We start from the raw sequence: 17261 nt of genomic DNA, 5'->3' as shown, positions 1-17261 counted from the left end.
GGTAGTCGTCAACCTGCCCCTTATGCAACCCCAAGTCAAGGAAGGAGGACAAAGTCCGTTTGCACTTCTGGGGAGTTGCAAGCCCTCACTTCAAGCATTAGCTAAGTGAGGGTAGTTGACCATATGTTCTTTACGAATAGGATAAACATCATTCTCCATATAAAAAGGACCCTTTTTAAGCGAAAGGGTCCTTTTTCTTATTTATTACGAAGCACCTGCTTCTTCAAGCTCTTTTTCCAACTCACCAGCACGGTGATATTCAGCTAAAACAGCTTCTTGGATTTTCCCGCGGGTTGTTGAGTTAATTGGATGAGCGATGTCACGGAATTCCCCGTCAGGAGTACGCTTGCTTGGCATAGCGACAAACAAGCCGTTATTGCCTTCAATTACGCGGATATCATGAACGACGAATTCATGATCCAACGTAATGGAAGCAATCGCTCTCATACGTCCTTCGGTATTCACGCGGCGTAATCTCACGTCAGTTACTTCCATTCTGTTCACCACCTTTTCCCTATATAAGAACTTAATTGAATTTATTCCACGTCATTTTTTATTTTCCTGCTAACATAAAAAAAATTTTTTACGATTGTTTGACAAGCGCAACAACTTCAATTTCAATGAGCGCATCTTTTGGTAAACGGGCAACTTCAACAGCTGAACGCGCTGGTTTATGATCGCGAAAATATTGGCCATATACTTCATTCATCGCCGCAAAATCGTTCATGTCTTTTAAAAACACCGTTGTTTTTACAACAGTATCTAAGGATGCTCCAGCTGCTTCAAGCACCGCTTGTAAATTTTTGAACACTTGATGCGTTTGCGCTTGAATGTCTCCTTGTACCATTTCGCCTTCTGGCGTTAAAGCAATTTGTCCAGAACTGTAAAACATATTGTTGACAATAATGCCTTGTGAGTATGGTCCAATCGCTTGTGGAGCTTGATTTGTGTGTACAACTTTCATGTCTATTCCCCCTGTATGTAAAAATCATTTATTTATTTGACAAAATGAAAGTAGTTTCCTTCTTCTACGGTAATCTGTTTTTCTTTTACATTAACAGATGTGAGTTTCACAAGGGAAACATATTCATCAACGAGTCGTTCTTCTGCTTCTTCCGACTCGACAAGCACACCAATGCCAACGACGGTTGCCCGAAACTCTGCAAGCAAACTAATCATGCCGTTAATTGTTCCACCTGCTTTCATAAAGTCATCAACGATTAAAACGTTGGCTCCCTCTGTTAAACTCCGTTTAGATAACACCATCGTTTGAATACGTTTCGATGAACCAGACACGTAATTGATGCTGACCATCGATCCTTCCGTTACTTTGCTATCGCGACGAATAATGACAACAGGTACATTTAAAAAGCTCGCAACTGCATAGGCTAACGGAATCCCTTTCGTTGCAACGGTCACGACAAAATCAATATTTTCATGCGCAAACGCAGAAGCATATAAGCGTCCAATTTGGTTGACAATGCGCGTATCGCCAAGTAAATCTGTCATATATAAATATCCGCCCGGCAATAGCCGATCTGGATCTGCTAAGCTTGTACATAGTTGTTGAATAAATTGCTTCGCTTCTGCTTCTGAAATTTTCGGTACATATTGCACGCCACCTGCCGCTCCAGGAAGTGTGCGCAAAAAACCAATTCCTTGTTGTTCAAACGTTTGCTTAATAATAGCTAAATCTTCGCTAATAGACGATTTCGCTGAGCCGTATCGTTCGGCAAAAAAAGTAAGCGGTACGAGTTGATGTGGATGATAAAGCAAATAGTGCGTCATATCCACTAACCGACTACTTCGCCTTAATTTCATATGATTAACCTCCTTATTGTTCGTGTCTTTCTCCAATTAATCGAACCGCATATACGTGTTCGCAAAAACCGCGCAAACCGTTATATACTCGTTGCAAACGGGAATCGTGTTGAACAAGTCCAAATACGGTTGGTCCGCTTCCACTCATTAATGATACATCTGCCCCAAAGCGTTTCATTTGTTCTTTAATTTGAGCTACCTCAGGATGCATGTTTAATGTTACACTTTCTAATACATTCCCAGCGAGCGCACAAATTTTTTCGTAATTTTTCTCTTTGATCGCAGCGACCATCCCATCTACATCTGGATGATGAACGGATTGCAAATTCAAATTCCGATACACATCTGCTGTAGATACACCAATTGTTGGCTTCGCTAAAATGACCCAACTTGGCGGCGGGGCTGGAATATGTTCAATTTTTTCTCCTCGTCCTGTCGCAACCGCTGTTCCTCCATATACACAAAACGGAACATCCGATCCGATTTCTGCTCCAATTTCAGCAAGTTCGTCCAAACTTAAACCTAGTCCCCAAAGCTTGTTTAATCCGCGCAACGTTGCAGCCGCATCGCTACTTCCACCCGCTAATCCTGCTGCAACAGGGATGCATTTCGTAATCGAAATTGCAACACCACGGCGAATGCCAAACTTTTCTTTTAGCAATTTCGCAGCTTGATACGCTAAGTTTCGTTCGTCATCCGGCACAAAGCGATTGTGAGAAATAATTTGAATTGTATCATAATATAAATCCATTAACTCAACACGGTCAGCTAAATCAATTGTCGTCATTACCATTTTGACTTCATGGTAACCGTCTGGACGCTTATGTAATACATCAAGAGATAAATTAATTTTCGCTGGTGCTTTCACTAACAACCTCAAACTGTTCACCTACTTTTCCGACTTCGAACTCCTATCGACATTTTACCACAAAAAATAGTGAACAAATACGCACCTTTTCCATGGACATAAAAAAAGAGACCACCGATATTGGTCGCCTCCTTACTTGTCATGAATGTGTGCTGCTCATCGTCACTTGCTCATCATCTAAAAATGTAAGCTGCACCGTCTCTGTCAATACATCTGCATAACTATATGATACACGTTCAAAAGCGTTTTCTTCTTGATCAAGTTCAACGACAAATACGGACGGATATGTTTGGGCCAAAACGCCGCAACGCTCGATTGTCTTTCGACGCCCACCATTCGCTTTTAACGTCAATCTTTTACCGAGATTTGAATCCAACACTTTTTTAATTTCCGACAATGTTTTTCCCATCGTATCCACCTCACTATTACGTAGTATAACAAACAAAAATGAATAAGTCAAAAAATAAGAATTATATCAACAAAAAATATTATATGTCAACACTTTTGTTTTTATTATGAACAATAATAGAAAAAACTATGTACAAAAAGTGTTAAAAAATAAAATAAGACTGCCTCATCTTGTCTTTTCACCACTATGGCAAAAAGACAAGAGGCATTTATTTATGTTTGTTCAGCAATCTCGCCCGATACGGCATTCCGGTACGTAAAACACCGCGTGTTTCCACACCGCCAAGCCCTTTTTCACCCGTTAATGTATTCCTTAATACATCCCATACATTGACACGATCCATAAAAGGAGTAAAGCTAATGCGTGAAACAATGTATACAGGATCAAGTGCATGAATATTCACACGCGCGGGGGAACTCGCAAAATTCGCACCTGCCCGAATAAGCGATTCGAAATGAGATTGGCAAGCTCCAGCGAAAATCACAAGTTGATCGAGATTCGGAATTTTTTTGCGCGCCTGTCGCACCGTTTGAACAAAATATTTGGAGTGGTGATACGCTTTTAAATCATCAACCGATCCTTTCGATTTTGAATATGCATCATGCCCCGTCACAACTAAAATATCTGGTCGCACTTGTTCAAGTAACGGAACAACGCGATTAGGCATATCTGTTTCGTGACAATGCACTCCATATACCGGAACCCCGATTCGTTCATACAACTGCAAACATTTTCGTAAATAAAGTGGGTCACCATCGATATGGAGCACTCGACCTGGAAGTTGGAAAAAATCCATTTTCACTTCGTATCCACCCGTTGCTTCATATTCACTTTTTTCCCGCAACAGCCGATAATCTTGACGCAACAATTTATAACATTGCTCAATATGTTGCTTTTCTTTTTCTTCCCGTTTCTTTTTTTCTCGTTCATCGATGATGATTAAATCAGAAAACGGTGCATCCGCCATCAGTCGAACATCTTCACCATACAAAATTGCTTCTTTTTCCCCATTTTTCTCTTTTATGTCAATAACCCGAAACAAAATATCGCATTCATACGATTTCCGTGCGACAATATCACCAATTTGAATCATACACGTCCGCCCTTTCGCTCGTTTTGTTTGTAACGTATGCATAAAAAGTACAAAACGTGTAAAAAAAGAGGCCTTAAGCCTCTTGATAAAAAATGTGATATAGCTGTTCGCTCAATACGGCAAATTCAGCAATCGTGAGCGTTTCCCCTCTCCGTTGCGGATCAATATGGACGTTTTTGAGCGCTTTTTCAATTTGTTCTTTTTTTTCTTTACCGTTTGGCAACTGGCTCATCAAGTTATTTAAAATCGTTTTACGCCGCTGTCCAAAACTCGCACGAACAACAGTAAAGAAAAAGTCTTCATCCGAAACAGCAACGGCAGGTTGTTCTCGCTTTAATAAACGAATGACCGCTGAATCGACATTTGGCTTCGGCATAAATACGGTCCGCGGCACGTGCATCACCGTTTCAGCGTGCGTATAATATTGCACAGCAATCGTTAAGGAACCGTAGTCTTTCGTTCCTGGTTTTGCGGCCATGCGCTCTGCCACCTCTTTTTGCAACATAACGACCATGCCGCGAATAGGAAGACGGTCAGTCAACAGTTTCATAATGATCGGTGTTGTGACGTAATATGGCAAATTAGCAACAACCATAATATCGTCAACACCCGTAAATTGTTCTGCAATAACTTGTTGAACATCTGCTTTTAAAACATCTTGATGAATAATGGACACGTTCGGATAGGGGGAGAGCGTATCAGCTAAAATAGGGAGCAGCCGTTGATCAATTTCAAAGGCTACCACTTTCTTTGCCCGTCGCGCTAATTGCTCTGTAAGCGCCCCAATTCCCGGACCAATTTCAATCACACCTGTTTGTTCAGAAAGCTCAGCAAAATCAACGATACGATGTAAAATATTTGGCTCAATTAAAAAATTTTGCCCCAGACTTTTTTTAAACGAAAAACCGTATTTCGCTAAAATTTCTTTCGTGCGAGTCGGTGTAGCAATGTCTTTATACATGTTATTCCTCCTGCATTACTTGCTTCATCGCTTCCGCAAATTGTTCTTTTGAAATTTGAAACATTTGTAACCGTTTATGCAATTGTTTCCCGTTTGTATATCCGATCTTTAATAGTTTACCTAACTTTTCACGACGGGCACGTGCCAACGGCCCACCAATTAATCCTGCATCAACAAGATGTTGAAATGAAATCTCTTCTTTTGGATCAATCATTTCCTCATATACACTTAAAAGCGCTGTGCGAATCGCTTCAATCGAAGCATGTTCAACACCGAGACCTTTGCCGTGTTTTCCTCGCGCTTCCTCACGCGTTAAAAATGCATGTTTACACCCCGGCACACGTTCAGCAATCGTTTTACGAATTTTTTCTCCCGGATAATCAGGATCCGTAAAAATGATGACACCTCGCTGTTGTTGCGCTAAACGAATGCGCTCAATCGTTTCATCATTAATGGCCGCCCCGTTCGTTTCAATCGTATCTGCATCGACTGCCCGACGAATCGCTACCGTATCGTCGCGACCCTCTACAACGATAATTTCCTTAATTTTCATAAAACCCTCCATCTCTCAACTGTTCTTCACTCATTATAACGAAAAAAACAGAGGATCGCGAAATCCTCTGCGGTTATTTTATAATTTTAATTTTCACACGTTTCGTTCCCCAACGATATGCTACTGATCGATCAGGGAAAAACACATCAATTTTATATCCTTTTACATTCGCTCCTGTATCCGCTGCAACGGCATATCCATATCCTTCAACATATACTCTCGTTCCAAGCGGAATAACACGCGGATCAACCGCAATTACTTTCGCATTTGGATTTGCGCGCAAGTTTACGCCTGTTGCAGTTGTTCCCGAGCATCCACCGCAATATGCCGTATACGCCGTAGCGATCACATAAAGCTCCTGAGCCGTTTCATCACTTCCACGGGAAGCTAATATTTTTGGAACTACTTTTGTTCCCACAGCGACAACACGGTTTTTACTTGGTTTAATTGTCTCTGTTTTAATAAGTTTACGCGACACTTCTTTTCCGTTTTCTAAAATGACTTCATATTGCTTAGCGACAAGCCCTTTTTCCCCTTCGCTAATTACTTTTTGTTTCCCTTTTTCTAATTGTGCATCTTTCTTTTTCACAACGGCATAATTTACTGGTTCTTCCACTACATCGGTGACTTTTTCAACTCGAACAATATTTATTTTTGTGCTTGGTTGAATCATCTCATTCAATTTAGGTTGAACGCGATCCAGCTCCCGTAATGTAATATGTTGTTTAGCTAAAAAGTCAGCGACCGTAGTCGAAGTAGACCAAACTTGTTGCTGTTTGCCGCCGTCATTTAATGTAATCGGGAATGCTTTGCTTACAACAATTTTCATGTTTTCTTTCACTTTTTCATCAACGTTCGGTAATACTTGATCATGTTCACGGAGCTGAATTTGTTGAACATGTAACACATCCTTCACCGTTTTAGCTGTCGTTCTTAACTTTTTTTCTACCCCATCAACGACTAACACAATCGGTTTGCTTGCTTCCCACTTGACTGTTAAATGATCAACAATTTTTGCTTGTGGGGAGGGAGAGATAAAATCTTCTTGTTTCAGCTCAATGTTTTGTTCTTTTAATAGTTCAGCGACTGTATTCGCATGCGTGCGTACTTTCTGTTCCTTTCCGTTTGCATATAACGTAACTGTTTCTTTCGTCCATTCATAACTGGCATACCCCGTCATGCTAAATAAAGCTAAAAATCCTCCTGTGGCAAGCGCAATCTTTTTTTTGGATGTCGACTGCAATAAGTTTTTTACATACGTAATCAAAATAAAAACGCCTCCTTTTCCGATAGATGACCGTGACGACGCCTCCCTTTCTATGAAGCTTATTATCTATTATTCAAAATATTCATTCATAAGGGAAGGAAGACTTGTCGACAAGCTTATTGTATGCTTGTAGAAAAAGTTGTAGAACGATCTCGTTTCATCTTTTCTTTAGACAAGCCTTCCTAGAAATCGACACGTTTCTCTATCACATAATGCCGAATAATCGCTTGGCGTTGTCGGACGTTTTCTGAGCCACTTCTTCAAAAGATATCCCTTTTAATTCAGCGATCGCTTCGGCGACATACTTTACATAACTTGGTTCGTTTCGCTTTCCTCGAAACGGATGCGGTGTTAAATACGGACAGTCCGTTTCAATGAGCAGCCGATCAAGCGGAATTTCTTTTGCCACTTCTTTCGGTTTTTTTGCGTTTTTAAACGTAACAGGACCGCCAAATGAAATATAAAAATTCATATCAATGCATTGACGTGCCACTTCTATACTTCCGCTAAAACAATGCATCACGCCTCCGACTTCCTCTGCATGCTCTTCTTGTAAAATGTGAACAATATCGGCTGTCGCATCGCGATTATGTATAACTATCGGCAATTTTACCTTTTTCGCTAAACGAATTTGTTTTCGAAATACTTCTTTTTGCACTTCTTTTGGCGATTGATCCCAATAATAATCGAGACCCATTTCACCGAGCGCTACAACTTTCGGATGTGCTGCCAAACGTTCAATCATGATGAGATCTTCATCTGTCATATGAATCGCATCAACAGGATGCCATCCGACAGCTGCATAAATAAAGGAGTATTGCTCAGCTAATTCCATTGCGCGCTGAATGGTTGGGCGATCAAAGCCGACAACCACAATATGTGACACACCTTCTGCACGTGCTCTTTCAATAACTTGTTCAACATCTTCGTTAAATTGTGTCGCATTTAAATGTGCATGTGTATCAAATAACATATAACCCCTCTTTTCTTCCGATGTTCAGTTTACCACACAATCTCGTTACATAAATCACAGCCATATAACAATTGCATTACAAAATAGAAACAAAGAGGTGTTTTTTGCAACACCTCTTTACTTCACTTTTGCTCCGTTTGGAAGCGATTCATCAACTGTCGCCAACGACAATACCCCATCTTTTTCGCCAGCTAAAATCATGCCTTGTGATAATTCTCCGCGCAATTTTACCGGCTTTAAATTCGTCACGCAAATAACTTTTTTTCCGATTAAATCTTCTGGTTTGTAATATTTCGCAATGCCCGATACAACTTGGCGCTTCTCATAACCTAAATCAAGTTGCAGTTTAAGCAGACGATCCGCTTTTGGAATCGGCTCAGCATGAACAACTTGTGCAACGCGCAAATCTACTTTCATAAAATCGTCAATTGTAATTTCTTCGCTTTTCTCTTCGTTTTGCTCTTTCTTTTCTTCTACGTTGACCACTGTTCCATTCATTTGTGATTGAATATATTGCACTTCTTCTTGAACGTCTAGACGTGGGAAAAGTGGCGCTCCTTTTTCAACCACTCGCTCAAGTTGCGATGCCCCGAACGTTTGCAAACTATCCCAACTCATTAACTGTTCATCTTGAATGCCAAGCTGAGCAAACATCCGTTTTGGTGTTTCTGTTAAAAACGGCTGCAATAAAACAGCTACATAGCGAAGAGATTCTGCTAAATGCGACATGACAGAAGCCAATTGCTCACGTGCTGCTTCGTCTTTTGCTAATACCCACGGTTGCGTTTCGTCAATATATTTGTTCGTACGACTAATAAGTTGCCAAATGGAAGTCAAAGCTTGTGAAAATTGCATTTGTTCCATCGCTTCCTCATACTGTTTAACCGTTTCATATGCCGTTTGTACAAGCTGTTCGTCAAATGACGTGTGCGTGCCGCTATATACAGGAATATGACCAGCAAAATATTTTTCAATCATCGCTACTGTCCGATTGAGCAAGTTCCCTAGATCGTTTGCTAAATCATAGTTAATGCGTTCAACAAAACCTTCTGGCGTAAACACACCATCTGAGCCAAACGGCACTTCACGAAGCAAATAATAACGCAGCGCATCAAGACCGTAACGCTCAATTAACGTAACCGGATCGACAACATTTCCTTTCGACTTCGACATTTTTCCGTCTTTCATAAGCAGCCAACCGTGCGCAAACACTTTTTTCGGAAGTGGAAGATCTAAAGCCATTAACATAATTGGCCAATAAATCGTATGGAAGCGGACAATTTCCTTTCCAACAAGGTGAACGTCAGCCGGCCAATATGTTTTATATTTTTCGTCATTTTCCGTCCCATATCCTAATGCAGTAATATAGTTTGACAATGCATCAATCCAAACATAAATAACATGCTTTGGATCTCCCGGAACAGGAATGCCCCAATCAAACGTCGTCCGCGATACAGCCAAATCTTCTAAACCCGGCTTAATGAAATTATTAATCATTTCATTTTTCCGTGATTCCGGCTGAATGAATTGTGGGTTTTCTTCATAGAACGCTAATAAACGGTCAACATATTTGCTCATGCGGAAAAAGTATGATTGTTCTTTTACTTTTTCTACAGGACGTCCGCAGTCTGGACAGTTCCCTTCTACTAATTGCCGCTCAGTGTAAAACGATTCACACGGAGTACAATACCATCCTTCGTATTCATCTAAATAAATATCACCTTGTTCTAAAAGGCGAGCAAAAATCTTTTCAACAATTTGTTTATGACGCTGTTCAGTTGTACGAATAAAATCGTCATAAGAAATATCAAGTTTTTTCCAAAGTTCTTTAATTCCAGCTACAATGTCATCGACATATTGCTGTGGGGTAACCCCCTTTTCTTCCGCTTTGCGCTGAATTTTTTGACCGTGTTCATCTGTTCCCGTTAAATACATGACATCATAACCGCGCATTCGCTTATATCTTGCCATCGCATCGCCAGCTACCGTTGTATAAGCGTGGCCGATATGTAATTTATCGCTCGGATAATAAATAGGTGTTGTAATATAAAACGTCTTTTTCGTCACTTGTACCCCTCCTTGCTGCACGTTTAGTAGAAACGCTCTCGCCCAAAGGACGAGAGCGATTACATATTTGTATTCTCGGTCAATACATCTATTCCTCTTATCTCACCAAAATATACATAAAAATAGAGAGAGCTGTCAACTATTCGACATGAGATTGTCGATAAACAGCTTGTTCTTGTCGAATTTTGTTGAAAAATAACGATGATTTTGTCGAATTTATGTTGAATTTTGTCGAATAATCTTTATAATAAGGTTTGTATCGCCTTGAAAAGTAGTTAAAAACTGTTATGCATCTCTTGTCAAATCGTTTGGATTTTGTCATTTCAACTATAATTTTGTCGAATTTTATATGCAACGACATGTAAATCATACATTTTTTTTTATTATTGCATATAAAAGGATTGACGCATAATGGAAAAGTTGTTATGATAAATCCATAGAGATTTTGTCGAATATTGACGAAAAAAGGAGAGGAGAAAGGGATATGAAATCAACAGGTATTGTTCGTAAAGTCGATGAATTAGGTCGTGTTGTTATTCCAATCGAATTGCGCCGCACATTAGGTATTGCAGAAAAAGATGCCTTGGAAATTTATGTAGATGATGAGCGCATCATTTTGAAAAAGTATAAACCAAACATGACTTGCTTAGTAACTGGGGAAGTATCTGACGACAACTTTAAACTTGCAGATGGAAAAATTATTTTAAGCAAAGAAGGCGCAGAAGCGTTATTACAAGAAATTCAAAACCTTCTTCAACAATCAAAATAAAAAGTTTCTCTAGGCTTTTCTAGAGAAACTTTTTTTACTTATGATATGCTTCATACACATCTCGTTTTGGCAATTGTCGATCTTTTGCTACTTGTTTAATGGCTTCTTTCGAAGTATACTGTTTTGTTTCAATATAATGATTTACATGCTCAACAATAGTTAAATCATCCCACCATACCGGTTCGTGATTAGGTGTCGTATTCCCTTCGACGAGAAGACAGAACTCTCCGCGAACTTCGTGATGCTCTGCCCAGTGCATCACCTCTTCAATCGTTCCACGAATAAACTGTTCAAATTTTTTCGTTAGTTCCCGCGCCACTGCCATTTGTCGATTGCCAAATATATGATGCATTACTGCTAACGTTTCTTGGAGACGATGAGGAGCTTCGTAAAAAATAAGCGTATCTTTTATATGTTTTAATTGCTCAAGTTCTTTTTTCTTTTCCTTTTTATGACGGGATAAAAATCCATAAAAATAAAAATGATGCGTAGGTAATCCTGAAGCCGTTAGCGCTGTAATAGCTGCATTCGCCCCAGGAAGAGGAATAACTTTACATTGCGCCCGTAACGCTTCAACAACAAGCTCATGGCCAGGATCAGAAATGGTTGGTGTCCCTGCATCACTTACTAAAGCGACATGTTTTCCATGCAGTAGGGCAGCAATGATATGTTCTCCGCGCGATTGCTTATTATGCTCATGGTAACTAACGAGCGGTGTATGAATGTCGAAATGATTAAGTAATTTTTTCGTTTGACGTGTATCTTCTGCAGCAATTAAATCGACCGTTCGTAACGTTTCAATCGCACGCAACGTGATGTCTTCTAAATTGCCGATTGGCGTCGGCACAATGTATAAAATCCCTTTTTCATCTTCTCCGATAAAGCTTTTTTGTTCGTTCATGTCATCTCATTCCCCGTATAAAATATGTTTTAACTCGCTCGTATACTCCCCATTTTGTTCATATACAACGAGAGGAGGTAATATTTTTAATCCTTTATTTCCGTCTTTCATTCCTTCAATTAAAATCGTATTTGCTTCTTTTCCTTCCTTCGGATAAATGAACCGTAAACGTTTCGGCTCTAAACGGTATTGGCGCATTAATGTGACAATATCTAATAAACGTTCAGGACGATGAACAAAAGCCGCCTTCCCGCCTTGCTTGAGCAATTGGCTACTGACGCGAATGACATCTTCTAATGTACAATAAATTTCATGGCGGGCAATAGCGAAATGTTCATTTTTATTTATCTCCTCTTGATTTGGTGTCGGGAAATAAGGCGGATTGCACGTTACGACATCAAATTTACTATGTCCAAGATAAGCCGGCATATCTTTAATGTCACCGTGAATGATTTTAATTTGCTCTTCTAGTTGGTTGTATTGCACACTTCGTTTCGCCATATCATAAATCTTTTCCTGAATCTCTACCCCAATAATGTTCCCTTTCGTCCGTTTGCTTAATAATAGCGGAATGACCCCATTCCCCGTACATAAATCCACTAAATTGCCTTTTTGAATCGGAACATATACAAAATTCGCTAACAATACAGCATCTAATGAAAAGGCAAAAACGGATGGGCTTTGGATAATTTTCATATCTTCTGCTAGTAAATAATCAAGCCGTTCATCTCCACGCAACATATAAAACCCCTCTTTCGACAACAAAATAGCCTTCCAGACCGTTTGTCAGAAAGGCTATTTTTTATTTAAAAATGATAAACAAAACAAACAATCACCATCGGTCCGTAAACTTCCGTAATGCACATTACAAATGTGAAACCCTTCTTGGTATAGGCGAGCTAAATTGTCGTATCCTTCACCAATATCGACCAACTTTTCTTTCGGTTGTTTTTTTCCTTGTTCGACTTTTCGCTCAGACAACTGTTCAAACCGTCTACGCAAATGATCATTTTCAACTTGAAGACGATGATTTTCTTCAATTAACTCTCCGAGATAACTTTTCAACTCGCCTAGCTGTTTATATAAATGGGCAATTTGTTCCTCAATACTTGTTACAGATTGAAAAATCTCTTTTTTATTCACGCGCCATCCACCTCATCACTCTGTGGCTTGAGTAGGAAGAACTTTTTCTTTTATTAATTCGTCAATTGTATACTCAACGACCCGATCTTTTTCGACTAGCTCCACTTGCAGCACTCTTTCTAAAATATTCAGTCCAACAACTTTCCCTAATCCAAGAGGAGTTTCAATCATCTCACCTAAATCAGGAAGTTGTTCTTTCGCTGTCTCGTATTCGTCATTTTCATATTTTAAACAACACATTAATCGGCCGCACAACCCCGATATTTTTGTCGGATTTAACGATAAATTTTGATCTTTCGCCATTTTAATGGAAACCGGATCAAAGTCACCTAAAAATGTAGAGCAACAAAGCATGCGCCCACACGGCCCGATGCCACCTAACATTTTCGCTTCATCGCGTACACCAATTTGTCTCAACTCAATTCTCGTGCGAAAAATGGCTGCCAAATCTTTCACGAGCTCGCGAAAATCAACACGTCCATCAGCTGTAAAATAAAAAATAATTTTATTGCGATCAAACGTATATTCGACATCAACAAGCTTCATTTCTAGCCCGTGCTCTTCTACTTTTTTTAAGCAAATATCATATGCTTCTTCCGCAGCCTTTTTATTTTCCTCTACAACGAGCTTATCTTTTTGGTCGGCCATACGAATGACTTTTTTCAATGGCAACACAATGTCTTTTTCGTCTACTTGCTTTTTCGCAACAACAACCTTCCCGAATTCAATGCCGCGAACCGTTTCAACAATGACATAATCACCATTTGAGATCGGCAAATCACCGGGATCAAAATAATAAATCTTTCCTGCTTTCTTAAAACGAACGCCTACAACTTCATACAAATGCAGATCCCTCCCGCAACTGCAATACTAGCTGTTCCATTAAAAGCTGCGGATTCATGTTCGTATGCAACCGCGCTTTTGCTTGTAAAATCGCCTTCATATGCTGGGCAATTTGCTTTTCAGAATAAAGAAAACGCGACCGCTGAAATTCATTCATGCAATCACCATATGCAATATGTTGTTCTTCCCCTAGTAACACATATAATAAATCTTTATATAAATATAATAATAAGTCTAACCCAATATTCATTTGTTCCTTACTCGTAAAATGGTTAAGCCAATGTTGTTGGATGACAAGCAAAGCTTGTACATATTGCTTGTTTAATGCTTCATATAATTGTATCACTATTTTTCGTGCTTGTGCAAACCAATCATCTTGGCTTAGCTGAAGTGCTTCTTGCACATTGTTTGTTACTCTTGCAGCCAATATAGCCAACTCTCGTGACACACCTTGTTTTTGTAAATAAGCATATATGCGCTCTGTCGGCAATGGATGAAAGGAAAGAACTTGACAACGTGAAACAATCGTTGGAAGTATGCGATGAAATTGTTCCGTTAATAAAATTGCTACCGTTTTTGACGACGGTTCCTCTAAAAATTTCAATAAGCTATTTGCCGCTTGAACAGTCATTTGATCAGCATGTTCAATGATATATAGCTTCCGATCTGATTCGACAGCTGTTTTTGTAAACTCTTCTTGCAACTGCTCAATTTGTTGTTTTTTAATGGAGTTTCCATCAGGGACAACAAGATGAACGTCTGGATGATTACCAGATTGAATCCGACGGCAGTTTACACATGTTTCACAAGGCTCATCATATAAGCTTGTTAAACAAAATAAACGCTTGGCAAATAAAAGCGCGGCTTCTTTTTTTCCTGTCCCTTTTTGTCCTTCGAATAAGTACGCATGGGCAACTCTTTCTTTTCTTATACTATTGACAATCATTTTTGCCACATGCGGTTGATTGATCTCGAGCGTTTTCCATGACATGATGATCCTCTCACTTTCTCAAAAAAGGCTCAATAAGTGTCCATACATCTTCAAACACTTTTGTTACCGATTGGGTAGCATCGACTTTTTTTATGCGGTTTGGAAAACGGTCCATTAGCATCATATATCCGTCACGTACTCGTTCATGAAACGCTAGCTCCTCTAAATCAAGTCGATTGACTTCACGCAATCCATTTTCGCGAATGCGTGCTAATCCGAGTGCTGGATCAATATCAAAATAAATTGTTAAGGTTGGCATCCAACTTTCGATGGCGAACGTATTAATGGCCAATATATCATCTATTCCTAAACCGCGTGCTACACCTTGATAAGCCAGAGAGCTGTCAATAAAACGATCACAGAGAACAACTTTCCCTTCTTTTAATGCAGGAATTACTTTTTCAACTAAATGTTGCCTTCTCGCCGCTGCATAAAGCAAAGCTTCTGTTCTTGCATCCATGCGACTATTATTAGGATGCAAAATGACAGAACGAATTTGCTCAGCAATATCGATTCCTCCTGGCTCACGCGTCGCAACAACATCAACATGTTGCTCGGTTAAATAATCGGCTAACATGCGAACGATCGTCGTTTTCCCTGCACCTTCGGGACCTTCAAATGAAAAAAATAAGTAGTTCATCCTAAGCCTCCTTAAAAACTTCGATGTCATCTCCATCTATATCTGTTTGAAAATATGCTCCCATTTGCTTCAAATATTGAATGAGCTCGATATGTTGTTTCATCACAATTTCTCCAATGAGTAAAATAGGAATCCCAGGTGGATAAGGGACGACCATTTGCGCACAAACACATCCTACCGCATCATGAAGAGGGACTTTTTTTGTTTGGCGACCTTTAATCCATTCATAACTTACAGCCTGACAATGCTTTGGTAAAGTGAATCGTACACGTTCGTTTCGCCGCTCGCTTCGGATTGATTGTAGCACACATTTTATTCGTTCTATCATCGCTTGAATTTGTTTTATTTTTGCGAGTGGGTAAACGAGCAATACATTATAAGGATCAGCTAGTTCTGTAAAAATTCCGTTTCTTTCTAATAACTGTTGCAACTCATATCCTGAATATGCACTACGTGTTTGCAATGTAATTTTCAACAAATCTGTTCGAATGAGTGGATGCTGAGATTCAACAACATGAATTGCGTCGATTGTTTGCAACTCTTGCTTAAACAACTGAATTTGCTCGATTATTGCATCAATCATTTCACGTGTTTGTTGTGCTAAATAAGCCCGAGCCAAATCAAGTGACGCCATAATAGGATAAGATGGGCTGCTCGTTTGAAAAACTTGTAAAAAGTATCTCAACATACGTTCATCTATAAGCTCACTATTAAAGTGCAGAAACGACCCCATTGTCATAGCCGGAAGTGTTTTATGGGCCGATTGTACAACAATATCTGCCCCACACTCAACAGCTGATTTTGGAAAAGGTTCTCCGAGTACAAAATGAGCGCCATGTGCTTCATCAACTAAAACCGGCATTCGATAAGAATGAGCCAGTTGAATGATTTTTGTTAAATCAATACCCATGCCGTAATAGTTTGGATTTGTTAAAACGAGCGCAGCTGCATCTGGATGTTCACGCAATGCGTTAAAAATCGTTTCAAAAGACACAAAAGACATCACTTGAACATCTTCATCAAATTCCGGGGAAATAAAAATGGGTGTTGCTCCAACAAGATGTAGCGCATGTAAAATCGACTTATGACAATTGCGTTGTACAATCACTTTTTTATTTTTTTCGCATGCGGCTGCAATCATTGCTAAGTTACCAGCTGTAGAACCGTTAACTAAAAAATATGTGCGTTTTACTCCATACAAATTTGCTGCTAATTGTTGCGCCTGTTCAATCGCTCCTGTTGGATGATGTAAATCATCTAAATGTGAAAGCTCGGTTACATCTAAATGTAACAACGGTGAAAAAGAAAAAAGAGCTTTTTCATAAAAAACAGCTCCATATTTATGTCCTGGTACGTGAAAAGAAATCGGTTGTTTAGAGGCATGCTCACATAACAGTGTATATAGAGGTGTTTTTGTTTGATCCATCTTCATTCGCTTCCTCACTCATTTTGTTTTATATATCTATATTAAAATAAAACAGGCCCTAATCATAGTCGGGGCCTTTTGTTATGAATATATTTTATTCTCTCCCATTTTTTTGAGCCGATCAACGTAAAATTTATATTTCTCTTCGCTTGTTTCTGTTTGAATAAGATCATTATGACAATCCATACATATAAAATGATCGAAAACATGAATCCCTTTTTTATTTTGTTCGTCACATACAATACAAATTTTTGAATAAGACATTTGCTCTCCACCTCCCGCTAACAGTTTTCCCAGTTTCATATAACAATATACGGTGAAAAAATAATTTGGTGCGAGAGTATGAGAAAAGTGGAAAGCACTCGCCTATCGTCTCGTTAAACATCACGAGTCTCATATAAAAAAGACCAAGACTAAATTGTCTTGGTCTTGTCTTTGCCCGGCAACGTCCTACTCTCGCAGGCGGTGTCCCGCCAACTACCATCGGCGCTGGAGAGCTTAACTTCCGTGTTCGGTATGGGAACGGGTGTGACCTC

General features: G+C 39.5%; 20 protein-coding genes and 1 rRNA gene. 1 reads left to right on the top strand and 20 read right to left on the bottom strand.

The window, feature by feature from the left end:
- Positions 1 to 204: 204 nt before the first annotated feature.
- The 11 genes from spoVG to metG form a co-directional block, all read right to left on the bottom strand.
- Positions 205 to 495 carry a septation regulator SpoVG gene (gene spoVG, locus ABEV15_RS08310; RefSeq protein ID WP_003398210.1) on the bottom strand — a complete coding sequence of 97 codons (291 nt, stop codon included), beginning with the start codon at positions 493 to 495 and terminating at the stop codon, positions 205 to 207.
- 88 nt (positions 496 to 583) lie between these two features.
- Positions 584 to 964, bottom strand: coding sequence for a RidA family protein (locus ABEV15_RS08305; RefSeq protein WP_498852924.1), 381 nt, complete (start codon positions 962 to 964; stop codon positions 584 to 586).
- Positions 965 to 996: 32 nt separating this feature from the next.
- Positions 997 to 1821, bottom strand: a complete 825-nt coding sequence (gene purR / locus ABEV15_RS08300) for a pur operon repressor (protein ID WP_429633592.1) — start codon at positions 1819 to 1821, stop codon at positions 997 to 999.
- Between the two features lie 13 nt (positions 1822 to 1834).
- Positions 1835 to 2701, bottom strand: coding sequence for a 4-(cytidine 5'-diphospho)-2-C-methyl-D-erythritol kinase (ispE, locus tag ABEV15_RS08295; protein WP_429633594.1), 867 nt, complete (start codon positions 2699 to 2701; stop codon positions 1835 to 1837).
- Positions 2702 to 2828: 127 nt separating this feature from the next.
- Positions 2829 to 3098, bottom strand: a complete 270-nt coding sequence (veg, locus tag ABEV15_RS08290) for a biofilm formation stimulator Veg (RefSeq protein ID WP_429633596.1) — start codon at positions 3096 to 3098, stop codon at positions 2829 to 2831.
- 208 nt (positions 3099 to 3306) lie between these two features.
- Positions 3307 to 4191: a sporulation peptidase YabG gene (gene yabG / locus ABEV15_RS08285; RefSeq protein ID WP_429633598.1), complete on the bottom strand. Its 885-nt coding sequence runs from the start codon at positions 4189 to 4191 to the stop codon at positions 3307 to 3309.
- A gap of 73 nt (positions 4192 to 4264) precedes the next feature.
- Positions 4265 to 5152, bottom strand: a complete 888-nt coding sequence (gene rsmA / locus ABEV15_RS08280) for a 16S rRNA (adenine(1518)-N(6)/adenine(1519)-N(6))-dimethyltransferase RsmA (RefSeq protein ID WP_498852923.1) — start codon at positions 5150 to 5152, stop codon at positions 4265 to 4267.
- Between the two features lies 1 nt (position 5153).
- Positions 5154 to 5717, bottom strand: coding sequence for a ribonuclease M5 (rnmV, locus tag ABEV15_RS08275; RefSeq protein WP_429633602.1), 564 nt, complete (start codon positions 5715 to 5717; stop codon positions 5154 to 5156).
- A 61-nt stretch (positions 5718 to 5778) separates the two neighbouring features.
- On the bottom strand, positions 5779 to 6972 hold the full coding sequence (locus ABEV15_RS08270) for a resuscitation-promoting factor (protein ID WP_498852922.1): 1194 nt from the start codon (positions 6970 to 6972) through the stop codon (positions 5779 to 5781).
- A 205-nt stretch (positions 6973 to 7177) separates the two neighbouring features.
- Positions 7178 to 7945 (bottom strand): TatD family hydrolase, encoded by a 768-nt coding sequence (locus ABEV15_RS08265; protein WP_429633605.1) that lies wholly within the window; start codon positions 7943 to 7945, stop codon positions 7178 to 7180.
- 117 nt (positions 7946 to 8062) lie between these two features.
- Entirely contained in the window at positions 8063 to 10012 is a 1950-nt protein-coding gene (metG, locus tag ABEV15_RS08260) for a methionine--tRNA ligase (RefSeq protein ID WP_498852921.1), read from the bottom strand.
- Positions 10013 to 10496: 484 nt separating this feature from the next.
- Here metG and abrB point away from each other — a divergent pair, with 484 nt between their 5' ends.
- A complete protein-coding gene (abrB, locus tag ABEV15_RS08255) occupies positions 10497 to 10781 on the top strand; it encodes a transition state genes transcriptional regulator AbrB (protein WP_183244424.1) in 285 nt (94 codons plus the stop codon).
- 34 nt (positions 10782 to 10815) lie between these two features.
- Here abrB and rsmI read toward each other — a convergent pair whose 3' ends face one another.
- From rsmI to rrf, 9 genes are all read right to left on the bottom strand, one after another.
- Positions 10816 to 11682 carry a 16S rRNA (cytidine(1402)-2'-O)-methyltransferase gene (rsmI, locus tag ABEV15_RS08250; protein ID WP_498852920.1) on the bottom strand — a complete coding sequence of 289 codons (867 nt, stop codon included), beginning with the start codon at positions 11680 to 11682 and terminating at the stop codon, positions 10816 to 10818.
- A 6-nt stretch (positions 11683 to 11688) separates the two neighbouring features.
- Complete coding sequence (locus ABEV15_RS08245) at positions 11689 to 12423, bottom strand: tRNA1(Val) (adenine(37)-N6)-methyltransferase (RefSeq protein ID WP_429633612.1); 735 nt, start codon at positions 12421 to 12423, stop codon at positions 11689 to 11691.
- Between the two features lie 54 nt (positions 12424 to 12477).
- The gene (gene yabA / locus ABEV15_RS08240; RefSeq protein WP_429633614.1) at positions 12478 to 12825 is read right to left on the bottom strand and encodes a DNA replication initiation control protein YabA; all 348 of its coding nucleotides are present in this window, start codon (positions 12823 to 12825) and stop codon (positions 12478 to 12480) included.
- A 15-nt stretch (positions 12826 to 12840) separates the two neighbouring features.
- The gene (locus ABEV15_RS08235; RefSeq protein ID WP_429633616.1) at positions 12841 to 13668 is read right to left on the bottom strand and encodes a PSP1 domain-containing protein; all 828 of its coding nucleotides are present in this window, start codon (positions 13666 to 13668) and stop codon (positions 12841 to 12843) included.
- Positions 13661 to 14659: a DNA polymerase III subunit delta' gene (holB, locus tag ABEV15_RS08230; protein ID WP_429633618.1), complete on the bottom strand. Its 999-nt coding sequence runs from the start codon at positions 14657 to 14659 to the stop codon at positions 13661 to 13663. Before holB ends, ABEV15_RS08235 begins: the two co-directional genes overlap by 8 nt.
- A 10-nt stretch (positions 14660 to 14669) precedes the next feature.
- Positions 14670 to 15299 carry a dTMP kinase gene (gene tmk, locus ABEV15_RS08225; protein WP_429633620.1) on the bottom strand — a complete coding sequence of 210 codons (630 nt, stop codon included), beginning with the start codon at positions 15297 to 15299 and terminating at the stop codon, positions 14670 to 14672.
- A 1-nt stretch (position 15300) separates the two neighbouring features.
- A complete protein-coding gene (locus tag ABEV15_RS08220; protein ID WP_498852919.1) occupies positions 15301 to 16725 on the bottom strand; it encodes an aminotransferase class I/II-fold pyridoxal phosphate-dependent enzyme in 1425 nt (474 codons plus the stop codon).
- An 81-nt stretch (positions 16726 to 16806) separates the two neighbouring features.
- Positions 16807 to 16989, bottom strand: a complete 183-nt coding sequence (locus ABEV15_RS08215) for a sigma factor G inhibitor Gin (RefSeq protein WP_429635609.1) — start codon at positions 16987 to 16989, stop codon at positions 16807 to 16809.
- Between the two features lie 173 nt (positions 16990 to 17162).
- Positions 17163 to 17261, bottom strand: a 5S ribosomal RNA gene (gene rrf / locus ABEV15_RS08210); the annotation flags it as partial.

Source organism: Bhargavaea massiliensis (assembly GCF_050480245.1).
Lineage (GTDB): Bacteria > Bacillota > Bacilli > Bacillales > Anoxybacillaceae > Anoxybacillus.
This window is presented reverse-complemented; position numbering and strand designations above follow the sequence as displayed.